The organism is Comamonas testosteroni, assembly GCF_000761245.1.
Classification (GTDB): domain Bacteria; phylum Pseudomonadota; class Gammaproteobacteria; order Burkholderiales; family Burkholderiaceae_C; genus Comamonas; species Comamonas testosteroni_C.
Map to the genome: position 1 here is coordinate 1 of NZ_AWOR01000037.1, position 16,701 is coordinate 16,701.

A 16,701-nucleotide genomic window follows, 5' to 3' on the forward strand; every position below is an offset into this window, starting at 1 on the left:
TCGCCGCCATCGAGGCCGTCATGTCCTGGGACGCCTTCGCCGAGAGCGTCACCGAGGCGCAGAAACTCGCCCAACCCGAGGACTTCGATTTCCTGCACCGCATCGGCGAGAGCTACGCCACGCTGCGCCGCTACGCGCCGGAATTCCTTGCCGTGCTCAAGCTGCGGGCCGCGCCCGCCGCCAAGGACGTACTCGACGCCATCGAGGTGCTGCGCGGCATGAACAGCGACAACGCCCGCAAGGTGCCCGCCGACGCGCCGACCGACTTCATTAAGCCGCGCTGGCAGAAGCTGGTGATGACCGACGCCGGCATCGACCGGCGCTACTACGAGCTGTGCGCACTATCGGAACTCAAGAACGCGCTGCGCTCGGGCGACATCTGGGTGCAGGGATCGCGCCAGTTCAAGGACTTCGAGGACTACCTGGTGCCGCCCGCGAAATTCGCCAGCCTCAAGCTGGCCAGCGAATTGCCGCTGGCCGTGGCCACCGACTGCGACCAGTACCTGCATGAGCGGCTGACACTGCTGGAAACGCAACTTGTCACCGTCAACCGCATGGCAGCGGCCAATAACCTGCCGGATGCCATCATCACCGAGTCGGGCCTGAAGATCACGCCGCTCGATGCGGCGGTGCCCGACACCGCGCAGGCGTTGATCGACCAGACGGCGATGGTTCTGCCGCACGTCAAGATCACCGAACTGCTGCTGGAGGTGGACGAATGGACCGGTTTTACCCGTCACTTCGCGCACCTGAAGTCAGGCGACCTGGCCAAGGACAAGAATCTGCTGCTGACCACGATCCTGGCCGACGCGATCAACCTGGGCTTGACCAAAATGGCCGAGTCCTGCCCCGGCACGACCTACGCCAAGCTGGCCTGGCTACAAGCCTGGCACATCCGCGACGAAACCTACGGGGCGGCCCTGGCCGAGCTGGTCAACGCGCAGTTCCGCCATCCCTTTGCCGAGCACTGGGGCGACGGCACCACGTCATCGTCGGACGGTCAGAACTTCCGCACTGGCAGCAAGGCCGAGAGCACCGGCCACATCAACCCGAAATACGGCAGCAGCCCAGGGCGGACGTTCTATACCCACATCTCCGACCAGTACGCACCGTTCCACACCAAGGTAGTGAACGTCGGCGTGCGCGACTCGACCTACGTGCTCGACGGCCTGCTGTACCACGAATCCGACCTGCGCATCGAGGAACACTACACCGACACGGCCGGATTCACCGATCACGTCTTTGCGTTGATGCACCTGCTGGGCTTCCGCTTCGCCCCGCGCATCCGCGACCTGGGCGACACCAAGCTCTACATCCCGAAGGGCGATGCCGCCTATGAGGCGCTCAAGCCGATGATCGGCGGCACGCTCAATATCAAGCACGTCCGCGCCCATTGGGACGAAATCCTGCGGCTGGCCACCTCGATCAAGCAGGGCACGGTGACGGCCTCGCTGATGCTCCGAAAACTCGGCAGCTACCCGCGTCAGAACGGCTTGGCCGTGGCGCTGCGCGAGCTGGGACGCATCGAGCGCACCCTGTTCATCCTGGACTGGCTGCAAAGCGTCGAGCTGCGCCGCCGCGTGCATGCCGGGCTGAACAAAGGCGAGGCACGCAACGCGCTGGCCCGCGCCGTGTTCTTCAACCGCCTGGGTGAAATCCGCGACCGCAGTTTCGAGCAGCAACGCTATCGCGCTTCCGGCCTCAACCTGGTGACGGCGGCCATAGTGTTGTGGAATACGGTCTATCTGGAGCGGGCCGCGAACGCCTTGCGTGGCCATGGCCAGACCGTCGATGACGGGCTGTTGCAGTACCTTTCGCCGCTCGGCTGGGAGCACATCAACCTGACCGGCGATTACCTCTGGCGCAGCAGCGCCAAGATCGGCCCGGGCAAGTTCAGGCCATTGCGACCGTTGTCCCCGACTTAACCGCAGCACCCACGCTGCTGCTGGATCGGCGGGCATGGTACCGATCCGAACGAACAGAACACACAGCAATCGCCCGGCTTTGGACGCAGCAGCGTATGGCAGGCCGGGCACTCGTAGTAAAACTGGCAGGCGTCCGTGGGCATGGTTTCCTGCTGTGCGTGGCCGCAGTGCGGGCAGGTCAGGACGGATTCGAGGATGACGGCGTTCATCGTGGCGTCACCTTTGCACGGTGGACGGATAGCCTGCGTTCGTCGTGGCCGAGGTCAACGCTTCCGGCTTGGTCTTGTCGGCGTCATAGGTGACGGTGGCCGTTTTCTTGTCGAAATCGACTTTGACGGCGCTCACACCGGGCACCTTCTCCAACGACTTCTTGACCGTGATCGGGCATAGCTCGCAGGTCATGTTCTGCACGGCCAGCGTGACGGTTTTCGGGGTGGTGGCCAGCACGGCGAGCGGCACGGCTGCCAACAGGGCAATCAGCAGTTTGCGCATGGGGATCTCCTTTCAGTAGAACAGTGGGGCGAGCCACGGCACGGCCAACAGGCCAAGCAGCAGCACGGTAACGATCCAGAACGTCAGGCGCTGCCGCTGGCGTGTGCGCGGATCAGCGCACGGCGTGCCGGGCGTGCAGACCTGCGGCACCAGATAGAGCTTGCGGAAGGCCAGTCCTAGAAACAGCAGCGTCATGCCGATGAAAAAGGGTCGGTACGGCTCCATCGCGGTCAGGCTGCCAACCCATGAGCCACCAATGCCGAGTGCCAGCAGGACAAGTGGCCCGACGCAGCACACCGACGCGCCGATGGCGGCCAGTACGCCCGCGATCAACGAGCCTTTTTCAGTGAGTCGTGCCATGTCGTTTTCCTTGAACCTGTTTGCCCAAGTGTTACTCTAAATCCCGTACCTAAGTACGGAGTCAAGGGGAATGTGATGGGAACAGAACTGACCATCGGCAAGCTGGCTGACGCCGCCGGGGTGAATATCGAGACGATTCGCTACTACCAGCGACGTGGCCTGTTGGGTGAGCCGCCCAAGCCGCCAGGTGGGCATCGGCGCTATGCGCCCGAGCAGGCCAAGCGTGTGCGATTCATCAAGCGGGGACAGGCGCTCGGCTTCACACTCGATGAGGTGGCCGCACTGCTGACCTTGGATGCGGCGTGCGCCTGCGGCGAGACTCAGGAATTGGCCGTGCGCAAGCTGGGTCTGATCGAGCAGAAGATGGCTGACCTCGTGGCCATGCAGCGGGTGCTGGAGGAACTGGTACAGCAGTGCGACGCGAGGGACGGCCATACGACTTGTCCGATCATCGACGTGCTGGCCAAGGATTGAGCGGGCAGTTGAGGTGCTGGTAACGACGCGCACGGGCGCTGCAAACTGCTTACCGTGCTTTATTTTCCGAATTCTGAGACGACCCCAGTTAACGAATTCTTGCGGTTTCTTTCAGCGCCGCCAATACCGCCAGCCCGTCGCGCAAGGGGCGCGGCTCGTGTGTGCGGATGAAGTCAGCTCCACCTGCGGCGGCGGCAAGCTCTGCAGCGAGTGTCGCGGCCCCGACATCCCCCGGACCACGGCCTGTGAGCGCGCGCAGAAAGGATTTGCGCGAAACAGACAGAAGCACCGGCAAATCGAAGCGCAGCCGCAATTCATCGAACCGCGCCAGCACCGAGAGCGAGGTTTCGGGAGCAGCCCCCAGAAAAAACCCCATGCCGGGATCAAGGACAAGGCGGTTGCGTTTGATACCGGCACCCGTCAGCGCCGCGATGCGCGCGTCAAAGAACGCCGCAATGTGATCCATGATGTCGCCAGCGGGTGCCTCGCGCCGATCTGCCTGCCCGTCTTGCACCGAATGCATAACGACGAGTTTGGCAGATGATTTCGCCAATTGCGGATAGAACGCAGCGTCTGGAAAACCGCGAATATCATTGAGATAGGCCACACCACGCGACAAGGCATAGGCTTGCGTCGCGGGTTGATAACTGTCGAGCGAGACGGGAATGCCATCTGCCTTGAGCGCGTCCAGCACCGGCGCGATACGCGCGATTTCTGTGTCGGACGAAACAGGCGCGGCGTCGGGATTGCTGGATGCCGGACCGAGGTCGATCACATCTGCCCCCTCGGCCATCAGCTTACGCGCCTGCGCAATGGCTGCGTCTGGCGCCAGATACCGGCCTCCATCGGAGAAACTGTCCGAGGTTATGTTGACGATGCCGAAAATGATGAGCGATTTATTCATGGGGGCTTCTATAATAATAATAATCGAGCATGAGTCTCATACGGATGCTCGGGTCGAAAGGGAATCCCCAGGCGAGTAACCTGTTTGCGGTGATCCATTAGCTGCAGGAGCAGAAGAGCATACATCTGGAAGCAAAGCCAGGAAAGCGGCCTATGGAGCTGTGCGGCAGCGCTCAGTAGGCAATTTTTCAAAATATTGTTAAGCCTTTTCTGAGCATGGTATTTTTCATGGTATTACCAATTAGCAGGAAAATAAGCCATTGAATATAAAAGATAAAAATGTCTTGTTTACAATAGAGTGGGAGTGACGGGCACTGGCTGGCAATGTCTAGCAACGGCAGGCATTTCGGCTGAGGGTAAAAGAACTTTCCGCTAAGCGATAGACTGTATGTAAACACAGTATTGCAAGGACGCGGAACATGCCTCATGTGGCGGCCAGGACGGCCAGCCGGGATCGGGATACTGGTCGTTACCAGAGCCACCGACCCGAGCAAACCCTTCTCTATCAGATCGTTGACGAGTATTACCCGGCATTCGCTGCGCTTATGGCAGAGCAGGGAAAGGAATTGCCGGGCTATGTGCAACGGGAATTTGAAGAATTTCTCCAATGCGGGCGGCTGGAGCATGGCTTTCTACGGGTTCGCTGCGAGTCTTGCCACGCCGAGCACCTGGTCGCTTTCAGCTGTAAGCGTCGCGGTTTCTGCCCGAGCTGTGGGGCGCGGCGGATGGCCGAAAGTGCCGCCTTGCTGGTTGATGAAGTACTGCCTGAACAACCCATGCGTCAGTGGGTGTTGAGCTTCCCGTTTCAGCTGCGTTTCCTGTTTGCCAGCCGGCCCGAGATCATGGGGTGGGTGCTGGGCATCGTTTACCGCGTCATTGCCACGCACCTGGTCAAGAAAGCGGGCCATACCCACCAAGTGGCCAAGACGGGCGCGGTCACCCTGATCCAGCGTTTTGGATCGGCGCTCAATCTGAATGTTCACTTCCACATGCTGTTTCTCGACGGTGTGTATGTCGAGCAATCCCACGGCTCAGCGCGTTTCCGCTGGGTCAAGGCGCCGACCAGCCCAGAGCTCACCCAGCTGACGCACACCATCGCCCACCGGGTGGGTCGCTATCTGGAACGGCAAGGCCTGCTGGAACGGGATGTCGAAAACAGCTATCTGGCCTCGGATGCGGTGGATGACGACCCGATGACACCCCTGCTGGGGCACTCGATCACTTACCGTATCGCTGTCGGTTCACAGGCGGGGCGAAAGGTGTTCACTTTGCAAACTCTGCCGACCAGTGGTGATCCGTTCGGTGACGGGATTGGCAAGGTAGCCGGGTCCAGCCTGCACGCCGGCGTGGCGGCCAGGGCCGATGAACGCAAGAAGCTCGAACGGCTGTGCCGGTACATCAGCCGCCCGGCGGTATCCGAGAAGCGGCTGTCGTTAACACGAGGCGGCAACGTGCGCTACCAGCTCAAGACGCCGTACCGGGACGGCACCACGCACGTCATTTTCGAACCATTGGATTTCATTGCAAGGCTGGCCGCCCTGGTACCGAAGCCCAGAGTCAACCTAACCCGCTTCCACGGGGTGTTCGCACCCAACAGTCGGCACCGGGCGTTGGTCACGCCGGCAAAACGGGGCAGGGGCAACAAGGTCAGGGTGGCTGATGAACCGGCAACACCAGCACAACGGCGAGCGTCGATGACATGGGCGCAACGGCTCAAGCGTGTTTTCAATATCGACATCGAGACCTGCAGCGGCTGCGGCGGCGCCATGAAAGTCATCGCCTGCATTGAAGACCCTATAGTGATCAAGCAGATCCTTGATCACCTGAAGCACAAAGCCGAAACCAGCGGGACCAGGGCGTTACCCGAAAGCCGGGCGCCACCGGCTGAGCTGCTCCTGGGTCTGTTTGACTGACGAGCCTGAAGGCCAACGATACCAATCAAAATGCTGCGTTCACAGCGCCGCGGCAGGGATCCGCCGTGCTGGTTGTCGGAAAAGGAGCCGCTAGTGGGAAAGAGGAGGGTAAATTTTCAGCGTTGCTGGCTCCCCGTCAGCCGGATTGGGTTGCATCGCAGGGGTGTCGAAAGAGTCAACTGCGGTCCAAAGCTGTTGGACTTGGGTGAAAAGGGCGTTTATTCTTCCTATACGTTGTCGGCAGCGGGCCAAAAAGGAATACGTCCATGCCCATCGAGGTGAAACCGGCTGTGAGCGCGGGTTCAAGCATATAGCCCGACAGGCGCGTATCCTTGCCGATCACGACACGATGGCGGTGGTCACCGCGACGAAAGACACGGCCAGCCGCCATGCCGACGCGCAAGGCGGTTTCCGCCGTCATCGCGCCTTCGTTGGCTTTGCCACGAATACCGTCTGTGCCGAAATATTTGCGCACCATAAGGTCGATTATCCTGTCGTCGGGTCGCCCTCAAAGGGGACATGCCTGCTGAACCGCGAATATAGAGAAATATCCCGAATGTGCAGTTAAGGGGTCGTCTCAGAAAACGGACCGCAAAGTACGCTAAGCCGGACTACCCCGGCCCCTGCCGATGCTTGGCCAGCAGCCGCACAACGGTGGAAGGATGGACTCGAAACAAGCGGGCAGCATCAGCCCCCGTCTTCTGCCCCGACGTGATCAGGGCGACGATCTCTTTTTGCTGTTGCTGCGTCAGCTTCGGACGTCGGCCGCCGACGCGCCCATCCTTGCGCGCAGCTTCCAGACCGTGCCGCGTGCGCTCGCGTAGCATCGCCCGCTCGAACTCCGCGAATGAACCGACGATCTGCATCATCATTCGTCCAGCCGGTGTCGTGGTGTCGATAGATTCAGTGAGACTCTGAAAGCCCGCGCCCGCTTCTTCAATCTTTTCCAAGGTCAGCAGCAGGTCTTTCAAGGACCGGGACAAGCGATCCAGTTTCCATACCACCACCACATCGGCCTTGCGCATGTCGTTTTCAGAAGACGACCGCACCATCTGACTGGATGTAACGCCTGGTGTGCATACGGCTCCTGACAGCCCAATATCAGGAGTCGTCTGCACCAATCTCGACTATGCTCAATACTCGTGTGCACCAAAGCGAGGTTTGGGCATGACATCAGACACTCCACCGATTGCCGCGCAAGGCGTGGCCACCCTGCCCGACGAGGCATGGGCGCAAGCCCGGCACCGGACGGAAATCATCGGGCCACTGGCAGCGCTTGAGGTGGTCGGGCATGAAGCCGCCGATGAGGCAGCCCAAGCGCTGGGCCTGTCCCGGCGACAGGTATATGTCCTGATCCGTCGCGCCCGGCAGGGTACTGGCCTGGTAACAGACCTGACGCCCGGCCGATCCGGCGGCGGCAAAGGCAAGGGGCGCTTGCCGGAACCGGTCGAGCGCATCATCCGCGAGCTGCTGCAAAAGCGCTTCCTGACCAAGCAGAAACGCAGCCTGGCGGCGTTCCACCGCGAAGTCGCGCAGGCGTGCAAAACCCAGAAGCTGCCGGTGCCGGCGCGCAACACCGTGGCCCAGCGGATTGCCGGACTACACCCGGCGAAAATAGCCCGCAGCCGGGGCGGGCAGGACGCTGCCCGTCCCTTGCAAGGCGCGGGTGGCATTCCGCCAGAAGTCACCATGCCGCTGGAACAGGTGCAGATCGACCACACCGTCATCGACCTGATCGTGGTCGACGAGCGCGACCGGCAACCGATTGGCCGCCCATATTTGACCCTCGCCATCGACGTGTTCACGCGCTGCGTACTCGGCATGGTGGTCACGCTGGAAGCGCCGTCCGCCGTCTCGGTCGGCCTATGCCTCGCGCATGCCGCCTGCGACAAGCGGCCCTGGCTGGAAGGGCTGAATGTGGAAATGGACTGGCCGATGAGCGGCAAGCCCAGGCTGCTCTATCTGGACAACGCGGCCGAGTTCAAAAGCGAAGCGCTGCGCCGTGGCTGCGAACAGCATGGCATCCGGCTGGACTATCGCCCACCAGGCCAGCCGCACTACGGCGGCATCGTGGAACGGATCATCGGCACGGCGATGCAGATGATCCACGACGAATTACCGGGGACGACCTTCTCCAATCCCGGCCAGCGCGGCGAGTACGATTCCGAGAAGATGGCCACCCTGACGCTGCGCGAGCTGGAGCGCTGGCTCGCGTTGGCGGTAGGCACCTATCACGGCTCCGTGCACAACGGCCTGCTCCAGCCGCCGGCCGCGCGCTGGGCCGAGGCCGTGGAGCGCGTTGGCGTCCCGGCCGTCGTTACCCGCCCCACCGCGTTTTTGGTCGATTTCCTGCCGGTGATCCGCCGCACCCTGACCCGCACCGGCTTTGTCATCGACCACATCCACTACTACGCCGACGCCCTCAAGCCGTGGATTGCCCGGCGCGAGCGCTTGCCCGCCTTCCTGATCCGGCGCGATCCGCGCGACATCAGCCGCATCTGGGTACTGGAACCGGAAGGTCAGCACTATCTGGAGATCCACTACCGCACCTTGTCCCATCCGGCCGTCACCCTCTGGGAACAACGCCAGGCGCTGGCCAAATTGCGTCAGCTCGGGCGCGAGCAGGTGGACGAGTCGGCGCTGTTCCGCATGATCGGGCAGATGCGCGAGATCGTGACCACCGCCCAGAAGGCCACGCGCAAGGCGCGGCGCGACGCTGATCGCCGCCAGCACCTCAAGACGTCGGAGCCACCGGCCAAGCCCATACCGCCGGATGTGGACATGGCTGACCCGCAGGCAGACAACCTGCCGCCGGCCAAACCGTTCGATCAGATCGAGGAGTGGTCGCCGTCGATGAATATAAGAGGACTTGCCATGGAATGCTCTCGGACATAGGAAATCAGGAGTTCCAATCTTCAGTGAGGGGCTAAGATAGGAAAAGTTGAATTTCTAAACGATGAAATTCAGCTTTTCTGAACAAGGAGTGACTCATGCGCGAAATCAGCCTGGACCGTCTGCGCACGTTGGTGGCCATTGCCGACCTGGGTTCGTTTGCCGAGGCGGCCCGTGTGCTGCACCTCGCGCCACCCACGGTCAGTTTGCATATTGCCGACCTGGAGTCGCGGGTTGGCGGAAAGCTGTTGTCGCGCACACGTGGGCGCATTCAGCCTTCGGCGATTGGAGAAACGCTGGTGGAGCGCGCGCGGCGCCTGTTGGCGGATGCGGAGCAGGCGCTTGAGGACGTGGAGCGTCAGGTGCAGGGCTTGGCCGGGCGTGTGCGGCTGGGTGCCTCCACAGGGGCCATCGCACAGTTGATGCCGCAAGCTTTGGAGACGTTGGGCCAACGCCATCCCGCTATCGATGTGCAGGTCGCGGTGCTCACGTCGCAGGAAACTTTGAAGAAGCTTGCCGAGGGCTCTTTGGAGATCGGTCTGGTCGCGCTGCCACAGACCCCGGTGAAGGAATTGCGGATCGAGCCATGGCGGCGGGACCCGGTCATGGCCTTCTTGCCGGCTCGCTGGGAATGCCCGGATGTTGTGACCCCCGGTTGGCTGGCCGCCCAGCCATTAATTCTGAATGACAAAACTACTCGGCTTTCGCGCTTGACCTCGGAGTGGTTCGCCAGTGATGGACGGCAGCCCACGCCGCGTATTCAACTGAACTACAACGATGCGATCAAAAGCCTAGTGGCGGCCGGTTATGGTGCGACGTTGTTGCCGCATGAAGCCTCCACGCCATTGCCCGATACCAGGATCGTCATGCGGCCATTACAGCCCTTATTGTGGCGTCAACTTGGTATTGCCCACCGTGGTGGGGACGTCGAGCGGCCTACGCAACATGTGCTGGATGTGTTGTGGGGGTTGAGTGCGGGCTAGGGCGATGTTGTCAGAGAAAGGACCGCTTTCGACCCGGTCATACGGTGATTGAGGTCCCAGGCGTCAGCTACCGCACCTGAAGCCGTCGTTCATCGCTCCAAAGCCGGTGCCTGTCTCCGTTCGCCCAGGCCAGGGTGTCGTAGTACTTGTGCAGCAGCTCGGTAATGGCGGCGGTGTCGTCGGTCATGGGGTTTCCTTGGGGTTGGCGGTGAGGACTGCCTGGACGCGTGCTTGCAGCGCGGGCAGCACGTCTTGTTGGAACCAGGGGTTGCGCACCAGCCAGCGATTGTTGCGCGGGCTAGGGTGAGGCAGGGGGAACGCTTGCGGCCAGTGCTCGCGCCAGGCTTCGACCACCCGGGTGAGCGGCGTCTTGCCAGTACCGAGGTGGTAGTCCATGGCGTAGCTGCCCAGCACGATGACCAGCGACAGGCGCTCGAAACGCTGCATGAAGGCTTCGCGCCAGGCGGGGGGCGCACTCCGGGCGTAGCGGCAGGTCACCGCTTTTGCCGGTGCCCGGATAACAGAAGCCCATGGGCAGAATGGCGATGCGGGTAGGGTCGTAGAAGGTGTCGCGGTCCACGCCCAGCCAGGCGCGCAGACGCGCGCCGCTGGCGTCGTCGAAGGGCACGCCTGAGGCATGGACCCGGGCCCCCGGTGCTTGGCCGGCGATGAGGATGGGCGCACTCGGGTGAAACTGGAAGACCGGCTGCACGCCGTGTGGCAGATGCGGTGCGCAGCGCGTGCAGGCGCGGACGTCGGTCAGAAAGGCGTCGAGTGTCGGCATGGCGCGCTTCCGGAAAGGGTGGCTCGCGCAGGACGGAGGTGCCATCCTGCGCGAAGCGTAACCCGGCAGCAAGTCAGTGCTGGGTCAGTGTCGGATAGCCCTGGATGAATACGCGGTCGGTCTTGGCCGCCGGCACATGGCAGCCCATGCAGTCGGCTTCGTAGCTGACGGCGACATTCTTGGCGGGGGCGTCGGCCTTGAACAGCGCCCAGCCCCAGCCGTCGCCCCACAAGGGGTTGCTGGCGAAACGGCCTTTGGCGTCCTTGACCATCACGAACCACACGGCCGCATCGGAACCCCAGACCACAGGGTTGCCAGTGGTCATGGCGCTGGTTTCGAGCTTGCGGATCTCTTTCACCAGCGTGGCGCCGTCCAAGAACTTGCCGGTCTTGCGGTAGTGCTCGGCCGAGGCCTTTAGTCGCCGGCCGTGACGGCCAGTGGCAGGACGAGGGCGCTGGCGAGCAGAGCGCCGGTGAGTGCGATTTTCATCGTGTTCTCCTTATATGCCTATGGAGATCAGACGGCGACCACGGGGAAATCCACCGTGGGGTCGGCGATGTGGTTGGTGTAGTTGGTGAGCGTGTTCAGCGCGACGTTGGCGATCACTTCCAGTATCAGGCCGTCGTCGAGCCCCGCGCGGCGGTAGTTGGCCATGGCGTCGGCCGACACCACGCCGCGTTGCTCGACCAGCGCGCGGGCAAAGCCGGCGATTGCATCGTCAAGTGCGTTGGCCGCCTGGCCGGTGCGGGCCGCGGCGATGGCCTCTGCCGACAGTCCGGCACCTTTGCCGATCAGGGTGTGTGCGCTCAGGCAATACTGGCAGCGATTGGCTTGACCGGCAGCGAGCGCAACGATCTCGCGCTGGGAGGCATTCAGGCGGCCGGTGCCCAGCGTTTCGGACAAGCCGAGGTAGCCATTGAGCGCCGCCGGCGCGTGGGCCAGCGTGGCGAACAGGTTCGGCACCATGCCAAGCTTGGCTTTGACGGCCTTGAGTGTGGCAGCGGTAGCGGCGTCAGCGGTGTCGATGGTCAGGGGGGCGATTTGGGTCATGTCTATCTCCGTAGTGGGTGAGGTGCAAGAGCACGTGGGCATGATCGCCCTTTGTTTGGTACGATATGGCACGTAAAGTATCAAATACGTAACCTATCGTCTTTATATGGAGAGTGGAATGGCGGATCGACTGGCCGGCTTGCTCCGGCACTACTCGCTTTCGGCGCGCGTTTTTCACAGCGGCGCCTTCTGTGGGCAGCATCATTACGCGGCGCCGCATGGCTATATCCATCTGGTGCGGCGCGGCCCGATTACGGCGCGTTCGCCCGTGCATGAAGATCTGCTGGTTACCGAGCCGAGCCTGCTGTTTTATCCGCGCGTGGCGTCGCATCGTTTTGTCGCCGCCCCCGGCGATACCGCTGAGCAGTTGTGTGCGGAGGTCGACCTGGGCGCTTCGACGGGCAATCCGTTGGCCATGGCCTTGCCGTCGATGCTGCTGATTCCGTTGGCGGACTTGCCCGGCCTCGGGCCGACGCTAGAGTTGCTGTTTGCCGAAGCCGAGCGCGACCAGTGCGGTCGGCAGGCCGCCATCGACCGCTTGTGCGAGTTGCTACTGATCCAGTTGCTGCGTTATCTGATGGATGGGCGGCTTGGCGCCACCGGACTGCTGGCGGGCCTGGCCGACCCGAAACTCGCGCGCGCCATAACCGCCATGCACGATGCGCCGCAGACCGCGTGGTCGCTCGAGGCGCTGGCGGCGAAGGCGGGCATGTCACGCGCGCGCTTCGCCGCCGCGTTCAAGGACGCGGTGGGCGTCACGCCGGGCGACTATCTGGCCGACTGGCGGATGAACGTCAGTTGCACCCTGCTCAAGCAGGGGCGGCCGGTGGCGGTGGTGGCCGACCGCGTCGGCTACGGCAGCCCGAACGCTCTGGCGCGCGCCTTCCGCGTGCGCATGGGCTGCGCCCCGCGCGACTGGCTGGCGCAGCAGCGCGGTGACGCGGCGCTCAGCGGTTCGTGAGTTTGAGTTCGATTCGCCGGTTCTTGGCGTAGGCGGCGCCGGTGTTGCGCTCGTCGAGCGGGTGAAATTCGCATCACGCCGGAACAACTGGCGGAACTCCAGGTGGCGATCCGTCAACGGCTGGTCAGTCTGTTCGTGCGGCGCGGCCGGCTGGACAAGGCTGAGTCAGTGGCGCAGGTAGCTGGATGACGCTGTCCCGCCCGGAGCAGACAAAGCTCACGCGCGCCCAAAGGTTCTTCGCCATTCACTGGGACTGACCTGGTTTCTGCGCTTGAAGTGCTGACGCAGCGAGGTCGGGTTCTGAAATCCGACCAGGTCAGAGATGGCTTCCACCGGCAAGGTGGTGCTTTCCAGCAGCTCTCGGGTCCGCTGCAGGCGTTCGTTGATGAGCCAGTCTCCCAACGACATGCCGGTCGCCTTGCTGAAGTGGCGCGTGAACGTGCGCCGGCTCATGGCGGCGCGTTGGGCCAGCGCATCGACCGAGTGGACCTGGTTCAGGTGCTGGCGCAAATGGTCCAGCAACTGATTGATCCTGGCATCTTGCGTGGAAGGGGCAAGCGGCTGTTCAATGAACTGAGCCTGTCCTCCTTCGCGGTGAGGCGGCACCACCATCATCCGGGCGACTTTGTTGGCCGTTTTCTGGCCGTAGAACTTGCGCACGATGTAGAGGCAGCAGTCCAGGCCCGCCCCTGTTCCCGCCGATGTGATCAGGCCATCGTCATCGACATACAGCGCATTCATGTCCAGTTGCACTTGCGGAAAGCGCAGCTTGAAATCCTGCTCCGCCATCCAGTGTGTGGATGCGCGTTTGCCATCCAGCAAGCCCGCATAGGCGAGGACATACGCGCCGTAGCACAGCCCCACCACATGGGCACCCCGCTGGCGGGCCTGGCGCAAGGCGGCTATCAGCTCGGGCTCAGGACGCTCGGCCAGATCATGCCAACCGGGGATCACGACGATGTCAGCCTTGGCCAGCAACTCCAGCCCGCCATCGGGTTGGACGAACAAGGCCCGCTCGGCCGCCAGCGCGGTGCCGCCTGGCGTGACGATCTTCAGATCGAACAGCGCCTGCTCGGGCAACTGCGCACTGAAGATCAAGAACGGCACGCCAAAGTGAAACGGGCTGAAGTGCGGGTAGCTCACGAGGGCCACGAGGGGAAGTCGCTTTGACATGAAGCTCCTGGGTGAAGTGGCCCAATTCTTTCGAATATTGACGCTTGGGTCAATTCTACAAAGGGGCGAGAGACACGACCATGGAGGCCTCTTCAACTCAACGCGGGTGTCCCCCATGTTCTCGATGAAAGCTTTCACTCCCCTGCTGGTCTCGCTGTCGCTGGGCGCCTTTGCGGCAACCGCCTGGTCTGCACCGGCAACCGTCACCGGCACCTCGGTCAAAGTGCAGCAGATCCGTAACGCCACGGTGAAGATCGACTTTGCTGGCACGACCTTCCTGGTCGACCCGATGCTGTCGGACCAAGGGGCGTTCCCCGGCTTCCCGGGCACTTACCGCAGCGAACTGAGAAACCCCTTGGTCGCGCTGCCCTTTTCAGTGAAGGATGTGCTGGACAGCGTGGAAGCAGTGGTCGTGACCCACACCCATACAGACCATTGGGATGAGGCCGCTCAAAAGGCGATCCCCAAGAGCCTGCCGGTCTTCACGCAGAACGAAGCGGATGCCAAGCTCATTCGCAGCCAAGGCTTCCAGGACGTCCGCGTGCTCACCGGCTCCACCACCTTCAAGGGTGTGAAGCTGAGCAGGACCGGCGGTCAGCACGGCACGGATTTGTGGTTTGCCGACCCCGCGCGTGCGGCGTTCATGGGCCCGGTCATGGGGGTCGTGTTTGCGGCGCCGCAGGCAAAGACGGTCTACGTGGCGGGGGACACGGTGTGGCGTCCGGAAGTGGATCAGGCACTGAAGCTGCACAAGCCCGACGTGGTGATCCTCAACACAGGGAGCGCGCTCGTGAGTGGCTTTGAGGAGCATCCCATCATCATGGGCAAGCAGGACACACTCCAGGCCACCAAGGCAGCGCCCCATGCGGCCATCGTGGCCGTGCACATGGATGCGGTGAACCACATGTCACTCACCCGCAAGGCCCTGCGTGAGTTTGTGCAAGACCATAAAATTGAGCAACGGGTGCTGATTCCCGAGGATGGCGAAACCCTCCGGTTCTAAACTACTACGGTGCCTCGTCGTCAAGACCGGACACGGGGGACCAGAGACCGCTTTTGGCCGGCAGCAGCCCGTCGTTGCCTGATGGATCCAACCCCTCCGCTGCTATAGTGCAGTCGGCTTCTGACGTTCAGTGCAGCCGTCTTCTGAAAACGACAGCGCAGGTGGCCAAGCAACCGATGCAGCTCCGGACGATCCCAGCGCCCACCAGAGGCCTTCTCCTGGAAGATCAACCCACACCCTGCCGATTGCAAGGCAGAGATTTGAGCTTGGTTGTCTTGCTCTTGGGTCGAAACGCGGGCGTAACCGATGCGCATGATTGCTTATTCCTATTGCCATTTGTTTTTATTTTGCAATACGTTTTAGCAACGCACAACACCTTATGGGTGTGCTGCCTCCTGTCATTTTCAGAAGGTGACTGCACGGAATATCAAGAGTCGGCTGCACAGTCTTTTCTGATCTGTGGTCGTCTCAGAAAACGGAAAATAAAGCACGCTAAGCTGTGGAAGCCCCTGCCAAGCTCGTTCCACCTTGCAACGACGCAATCAGCGGACACGAAACATTCCCCTGCCGCGAATGGCAGGCGCACACCAGGTCAGACAGCACAGCCTCCATGCGCGCCAAATCGGCCATCTTCTCGCGCACGTCTTGGAGCTTGTGCTCGGCCAGGCTGCTGGCCTCCTCGCAGTGGGTGCCATCGTCGAGCCGCAACAGCTCGGCAATCTCGTCCAGACTGAACCCCAGCCGCTGTGCCGATTTCACGAATTTCACCCGAACCACGTCCGCCTCCCCATAGCGGCGGATGCTGCCGTAAGGCTTGTCCGGTTCCGGCAACAGGCCCTTGCGCTGATAGAAGCGGATTGTCTCCACGTTGACCCCGGCCGCCTTGGCAAAAACGCCAATGGTCAGGTTTTCCAAATTATTTTCCATATCGCTTGACTCCGTACATGAGTACGGAAGTAAGGTTACGCTATCCAATCCAAATTCAAAAGGGCCAACGTATGTCTGAACCACAAAACGGGCGCGGTGCGCTCTTCGCCGGCGGGCTGGCCGCCATTCTTGCATCGACCTGCTGCCTGGGGCCGCTAGTACTGGTCGCCCTGGGCTTCTCCGGTGCTTGGATCGGCAACCTGACGGTGCTGGAACCCTATCGACCGTTGTTCATCGGCGCGGCGCTAGTGGCGCTGTTCTTCGCCTGGAAGCGGATTTACCGGCCCGTGCAGGCATGCAAGCCAGGTGAGGTCTGCGCGATTCCGCAGGTGCGCGCCACCTACAAGCTGATTTTCTGGATCGTGGCCGTGCTGGTCCTGGTCGCGCTTGGATTTCCCTATGTCGTTCCATTTTTCTATTAACCAGGAGTTCATCATGAAGAAACTGTTTGCCTCCCTTGCCCTCGCCGCCGCTGTTGCCCCGGTGTGGGCCGCCACGCAGACGGTCACCTTGGCCGTTCCTGGCATGACCTGCGCGACTTGTCCTATCACCATTAAAAAGGCCTTGAGCAAGGTCGACGGTGTTAGCAAGACCGAGGTCGACTTCTCAACCAAGCTTGCCGTCGTAACGTTTGACGATGCGAAGACCAACGTCCAGGCGCTTAGCAAGGCGACGACGGATGTAGGCTACCCATCTGAGCTGAAGAAGTAAGGCAACAAATAACGGCAGCATCGCTAGAACCACGGCAGAGATGCCGCTCAGGCGATTCTGCCGGTCGTCATCGCGTGAGCAGCCTGTAAACGACCCACGGAGCCTGTTCCCTGAAGCGCACAACCGATTCAGTGACCGAGGCGTCGTACT

Annotated in this window: 19 protein-coding genes and 2 pseudogenes; 9 read left to right on the forward strand and 12 right to left on the reverse strand. The window is 62.0% G+C overall.

Annotated features, from left to right (window positions below; translation table 11 throughout):
• Window positions 1–1,925: Tn3 family transposase (locus P353_RS07520; protein ID WP_034367454.1), on the forward strand; the 1,925-nt coding region annotated here is incomplete at its 5' end.
• On the opposite strand, the gene P353_RS27905 is transcribed toward P353_RS07520, so the two are convergent.
• Genes P353_RS27905 through P353_RS07530 form a run of 3 tightly spaced genes read right to left on the reverse strand, consistent with a single transcriptional unit; the run spans window position 1,922 to window position 2,777 of the window.
• Window positions 1,922–2,134, reverse strand: a complete 213-nt coding sequence (locus P353_RS27905) for a GDCCVxC domain-containing (seleno)protein (RefSeq protein WP_029306733.1) — start codon at window positions 2,132–2,134, stop codon at window positions 1,922–1,924. The genes P353_RS07520 and P353_RS27905 overlap by 4 nt on opposite strands.
• Before the next feature lie 7 nt (window positions 2,135–2,141).
• Entirely contained in the window at window positions 2,142–2,417 is a 276-nt protein-coding gene (gene merP, locus P353_RS07525) for a mercury resistance system periplasmic binding protein MerP (protein ID WP_029306734.1), read from the reverse strand.
• Between the two features lie 12 nt (window positions 2,418–2,429).
• Entirely contained in the window at window positions 2,430–2,777 is a 348-nt protein-coding gene (locus P353_RS07530) for a mercuric transporter MerT family protein (RefSeq protein ID WP_029306735.1), read from the reverse strand.
• Window positions 2,778–2,852: 75 nt separating this feature from the next.
• Here P353_RS07530 and merR point away from each other — a divergent pair, with 75 nt between their 5' ends.
• Window positions 2,853–3,251 (forward strand): Hg(II)-responsive transcriptional regulator, encoded by a 399-nt coding sequence (gene merR / locus P353_RS07535; RefSeq protein ID WP_029306736.1) that lies wholly within the window; start codon window positions 2,853–2,855, stop codon window positions 3,249–3,251.
• An 88-nt stretch (window positions 3,252–3,339) separates the two neighbouring features.
• Here the strand turns inward: merR and sul2 are convergent, their stop codons facing one another.
• Window positions 3,340–4,155 (reverse strand): sulfonamide-resistant dihydropteroate synthase Sul2, encoded by an 816-nt coding sequence (sul2, locus tag P353_RS07540; RefSeq protein WP_001043260.1) that lies wholly within the window; start codon window positions 4,153–4,155, stop codon window positions 3,340–3,342.
• 418 nt (window positions 4,156–4,573) lie between these two features.
• On the opposite strand from sul2, the gene P353_RS07545 reads away from it, so the two are divergent.
• Window positions 4,574–6,067, forward strand: a complete 1,494-nt coding sequence (locus P353_RS07545) for an IS91-like element ISVsa3 family transposase (RefSeq protein WP_001120888.1) — start codon at window positions 4,574–4,576, stop codon at window positions 6,065–6,067.
• Between the two features lie 235 nt (window positions 6,068–6,302).
• On the opposite strand, the pseudogene glmM reads toward P353_RS07545, so the two are convergent.
• Together glmM and P353_RS07555 are read right to left on the reverse strand one after the other, a co-directional pair.
• Window positions 6,303–6,545, reverse strand: a pseudogene (gene glmM / locus P353_RS07550) (phosphoglucosamine mutase); the annotation flags it as partial.
• Window positions 6,546–6,678: 133 nt separating this feature from the next.
• Window positions 6,679–7,092, reverse strand: a complete 414-nt coding sequence (locus P353_RS07555) for a recombinase family protein (RefSeq protein WP_034367465.1) — start codon at window positions 7,090–7,092, stop codon at window positions 6,679–6,681.
• A gap of 142 nt (window positions 7,093–7,234) precedes the next feature.
• Here P353_RS07555 and P353_RS07560 point away from each other — a divergent pair, with 142 nt between their 5' ends.
• The gene (locus P353_RS07560; protein WP_003830779.1) at window positions 7,235–8,962 is read left to right on the forward strand and encodes a Mu transposase C-terminal domain-containing protein; all 1,728 of its coding nucleotides are present in this window, start codon (window positions 7,235–7,237) and stop codon (window positions 8,960–8,962) included.
• Between the two features lie 95 nt (window positions 8,963–9,057).
• A complete protein-coding gene (locus tag P353_RS07565; protein ID WP_003465017.1) occupies window positions 9,058–9,942 on the forward strand; it encodes a LysR family transcriptional regulator in 885 nt (294 codons plus the stop codon).
• Window positions 9,943–10,125: 183 nt separating this feature from the next.
• Here P353_RS07565 and P353_RS27930 read toward each other — a convergent pair.
• The 3 genes and pseudogenes from P353_RS27930 to P353_RS07580 form a co-directional block, all read right to left on the reverse strand.
• Window positions 10,126–10,771: pseudogene (locus P353_RS27930) on the reverse strand (uracil-DNA glycosylase family protein).
• A gap of 28 nt (window positions 10,772–10,799) precedes the next feature.
• Window positions 10,800–11,084: a cytochrome P460 family protein gene (locus P353_RS07575; protein ID WP_229006821.1), complete on the reverse strand. Its 285-nt coding sequence runs from the start codon at window positions 11,082–11,084 to the stop codon at window positions 10,800–10,802.
• Between the two features lie 158 nt (window positions 11,085–11,242).
• Window positions 11,243–11,776 (reverse strand): carboxymuconolactone decarboxylase family protein, encoded by a 534-nt coding sequence (locus tag P353_RS07580; protein WP_032437899.1) that lies wholly within the window; start codon window positions 11,774–11,776, stop codon window positions 11,243–11,245.
• A gap of 118 nt (window positions 11,777–11,894) precedes the next feature.
• Between P353_RS07580 and P353_RS07585 the strand changes: the two genes are divergently transcribed.
• Window positions 11,895–12,737, forward strand: coding sequence for a helix-turn-helix transcriptional regulator (locus tag P353_RS07585; protein ID WP_003830784.1), 843 nt, complete (start codon window positions 11,895–11,897; stop codon window positions 12,735–12,737).
• A 216-nt stretch (window positions 12,738–12,953) separates the two neighbouring features.
• Here the strand turns inward: P353_RS07585 and P353_RS07590 are convergent, their stop codons facing one another.
• Window positions 12,954–13,910: a GlxA family transcriptional regulator gene (locus tag P353_RS07590; protein WP_034367474.1), complete on the reverse strand. Its 957-nt coding sequence runs from the start codon at window positions 13,908–13,910 to the stop codon at window positions 12,954–12,956.
• 115 nt (window positions 13,911–14,025) lie between these two features.
• Here P353_RS07590 and P353_RS07595 point away from each other — a divergent pair, with 115 nt between their 5' ends.
• A complete protein-coding gene (locus tag P353_RS07595; RefSeq protein WP_232776335.1) occupies window positions 14,026–14,913 on the forward strand; it encodes an MBL fold metallo-hydrolase in 888 nt (295 codons plus the stop codon).
• A gap of 20 nt (window positions 14,914–14,933) precedes the next feature.
• Here the strand turns inward: P353_RS07595 and P353_RS29855 are convergent, their stop codons facing one another.
• Both P353_RS29855 and P353_RS07600 read right to left on the reverse strand, forming a co-directional pair.
• Window positions 14,934–15,227, reverse strand: coding sequence for a recombinase family protein (locus P353_RS29855; protein ID WP_113707697.1), 294 nt, complete (start codon window positions 15,225–15,227; stop codon window positions 14,934–14,936).
• 178 nt (window positions 15,228–15,405) lie between these two features.
• Window positions 15,406–15,840 (reverse strand): mercury resistance transcriptional regulator MerR, encoded by a 435-nt coding sequence (locus P353_RS07600; protein WP_032490487.1) that lies wholly within the window; start codon window positions 15,838–15,840, stop codon window positions 15,406–15,408.
• 71 nt (window positions 15,841–15,911) lie between these two features.
• Between P353_RS07600 and P353_RS07605 the strand changes: the two genes are divergently transcribed.
• Entirely contained in the window at window positions 15,912–16,262 is a 351-nt protein-coding gene (locus P353_RS07605) for a mercuric transport protein MerT (protein ID WP_001294663.1), read from the forward strand.
• 13 nt (window positions 16,263–16,275) lie between these two features.
• A complete protein-coding gene (merP, locus tag P353_RS07610) occupies window positions 16,276–16,551 on the forward strand; it encodes a mercury resistance system periplasmic binding protein MerP (protein ID WP_011405607.1) in 276 nt (91 codons plus the stop codon).
• The last annotated feature ends 150 nt before the right edge of the window (window positions 16,552–16,701 follow it).

Coding starts and splice junctions, on each gene's coding strand:
- P353_RS07590 (WP_034367474.1), bottom strand. CDS start 13,910: ATGTCAAAGCGACTTCCCCTCGTGGCCCTCGTGAGCTACCCGCACTTC.
- P353_RS07560 (WP_003830779.1), top strand. CDS start 7,235: ATGACATCAGACACTCCACCGATTGCCGCGCAAGGCGTGGCCACCCTG.
- merR (WP_029306736.1), top strand. CDS start 2,853: ATGGGAACAGAACTGACCATCGGCAAGCTGGCTGACGCCGCCGGGGTG.
- P353_RS07580 (WP_032437899.1), bottom strand. CDS start 11,776: ATGACCCAAATCGCCCCCCTGACCATCGACACCGCTGACGCCGCTACC.
- P353_RS29855 (WP_113707697.1), bottom strand. CDS start 15,227: ATGCGCATCGGTTACGCCCGCGTTTCGACCCAAGAGCAAGACAACCAA.
- P353_RS27905 (WP_029306733.1), bottom strand. CDS start 2,134: ATGAACGCCGTCATCCTCGAATCCGTCCTGACCTGCCCGCACTGCGGC.
- P353_RS07605 (WP_001294663.1), top strand. CDS start 15,912: ATGTCTGAACCACAAAACGGGCGCGGTGCGCTCTTCGCCGGCGGGCTG.
- P353_RS07565 (WP_003465017.1), top strand. CDS start 9,058: ATGCGCGAAATCAGCCTGGACCGTCTGCGCACGTTGGTGGCCATTGCC.
- P353_RS07595 (WP_232776335.1), top strand. CDS start 14,026: ATGTTCTCGATGAAAGCTTTCACTCCCCTGCTGGTCTCGCTGTCGCTG.
- merP (WP_011405607.1), top strand. CDS start 16,276: ATGAAGAAACTGTTTGCCTCCCTTGCCCTCGCCGCCGCTGTTGCCCCG.
- sul2 (WP_001043260.1), bottom strand. CDS start 4,155: ATGAATAAATCGCTCATCATTTTCGGCATCGTCAACATAACCTCGGAC.
- P353_RS07530 (WP_029306735.1), bottom strand. CDS start 2,777: ATGGCACGACTCACTGAAAAAGGCTCGTTGATCGCGGGCGTACTGGCC.
- P353_RS07600 (WP_032490487.1), bottom strand. CDS start 15,840: ATGGAAAATAATTTGGAAAACCTGACCATTGGCGTTTTTGCCAAGGCG.
- P353_RS07555 (WP_034367465.1), bottom strand. CDS start 7,092: ATGCGCAAGGCCGATGTGGTGGTGGTATGGAAACTGGATCGCTTGTCC.
- P353_RS07545 (WP_001120888.1), top strand. CDS start 4,574: ATGCCTCATGTGGCGGCCAGGACGGCCAGCCGGGATCGGGATACTGGT.
- merP (WP_029306734.1), bottom strand. CDS start 2,417: ATGCGCAAACTGCTGATTGCCCTGTTGGCAGCCGTGCCGCTCGCCGTG.
- P353_RS07585 (WP_003830784.1), top strand. CDS start 11,895: ATGGCGGATCGACTGGCCGGCTTGCTCCGGCACTACTCGCTTTCGGCG.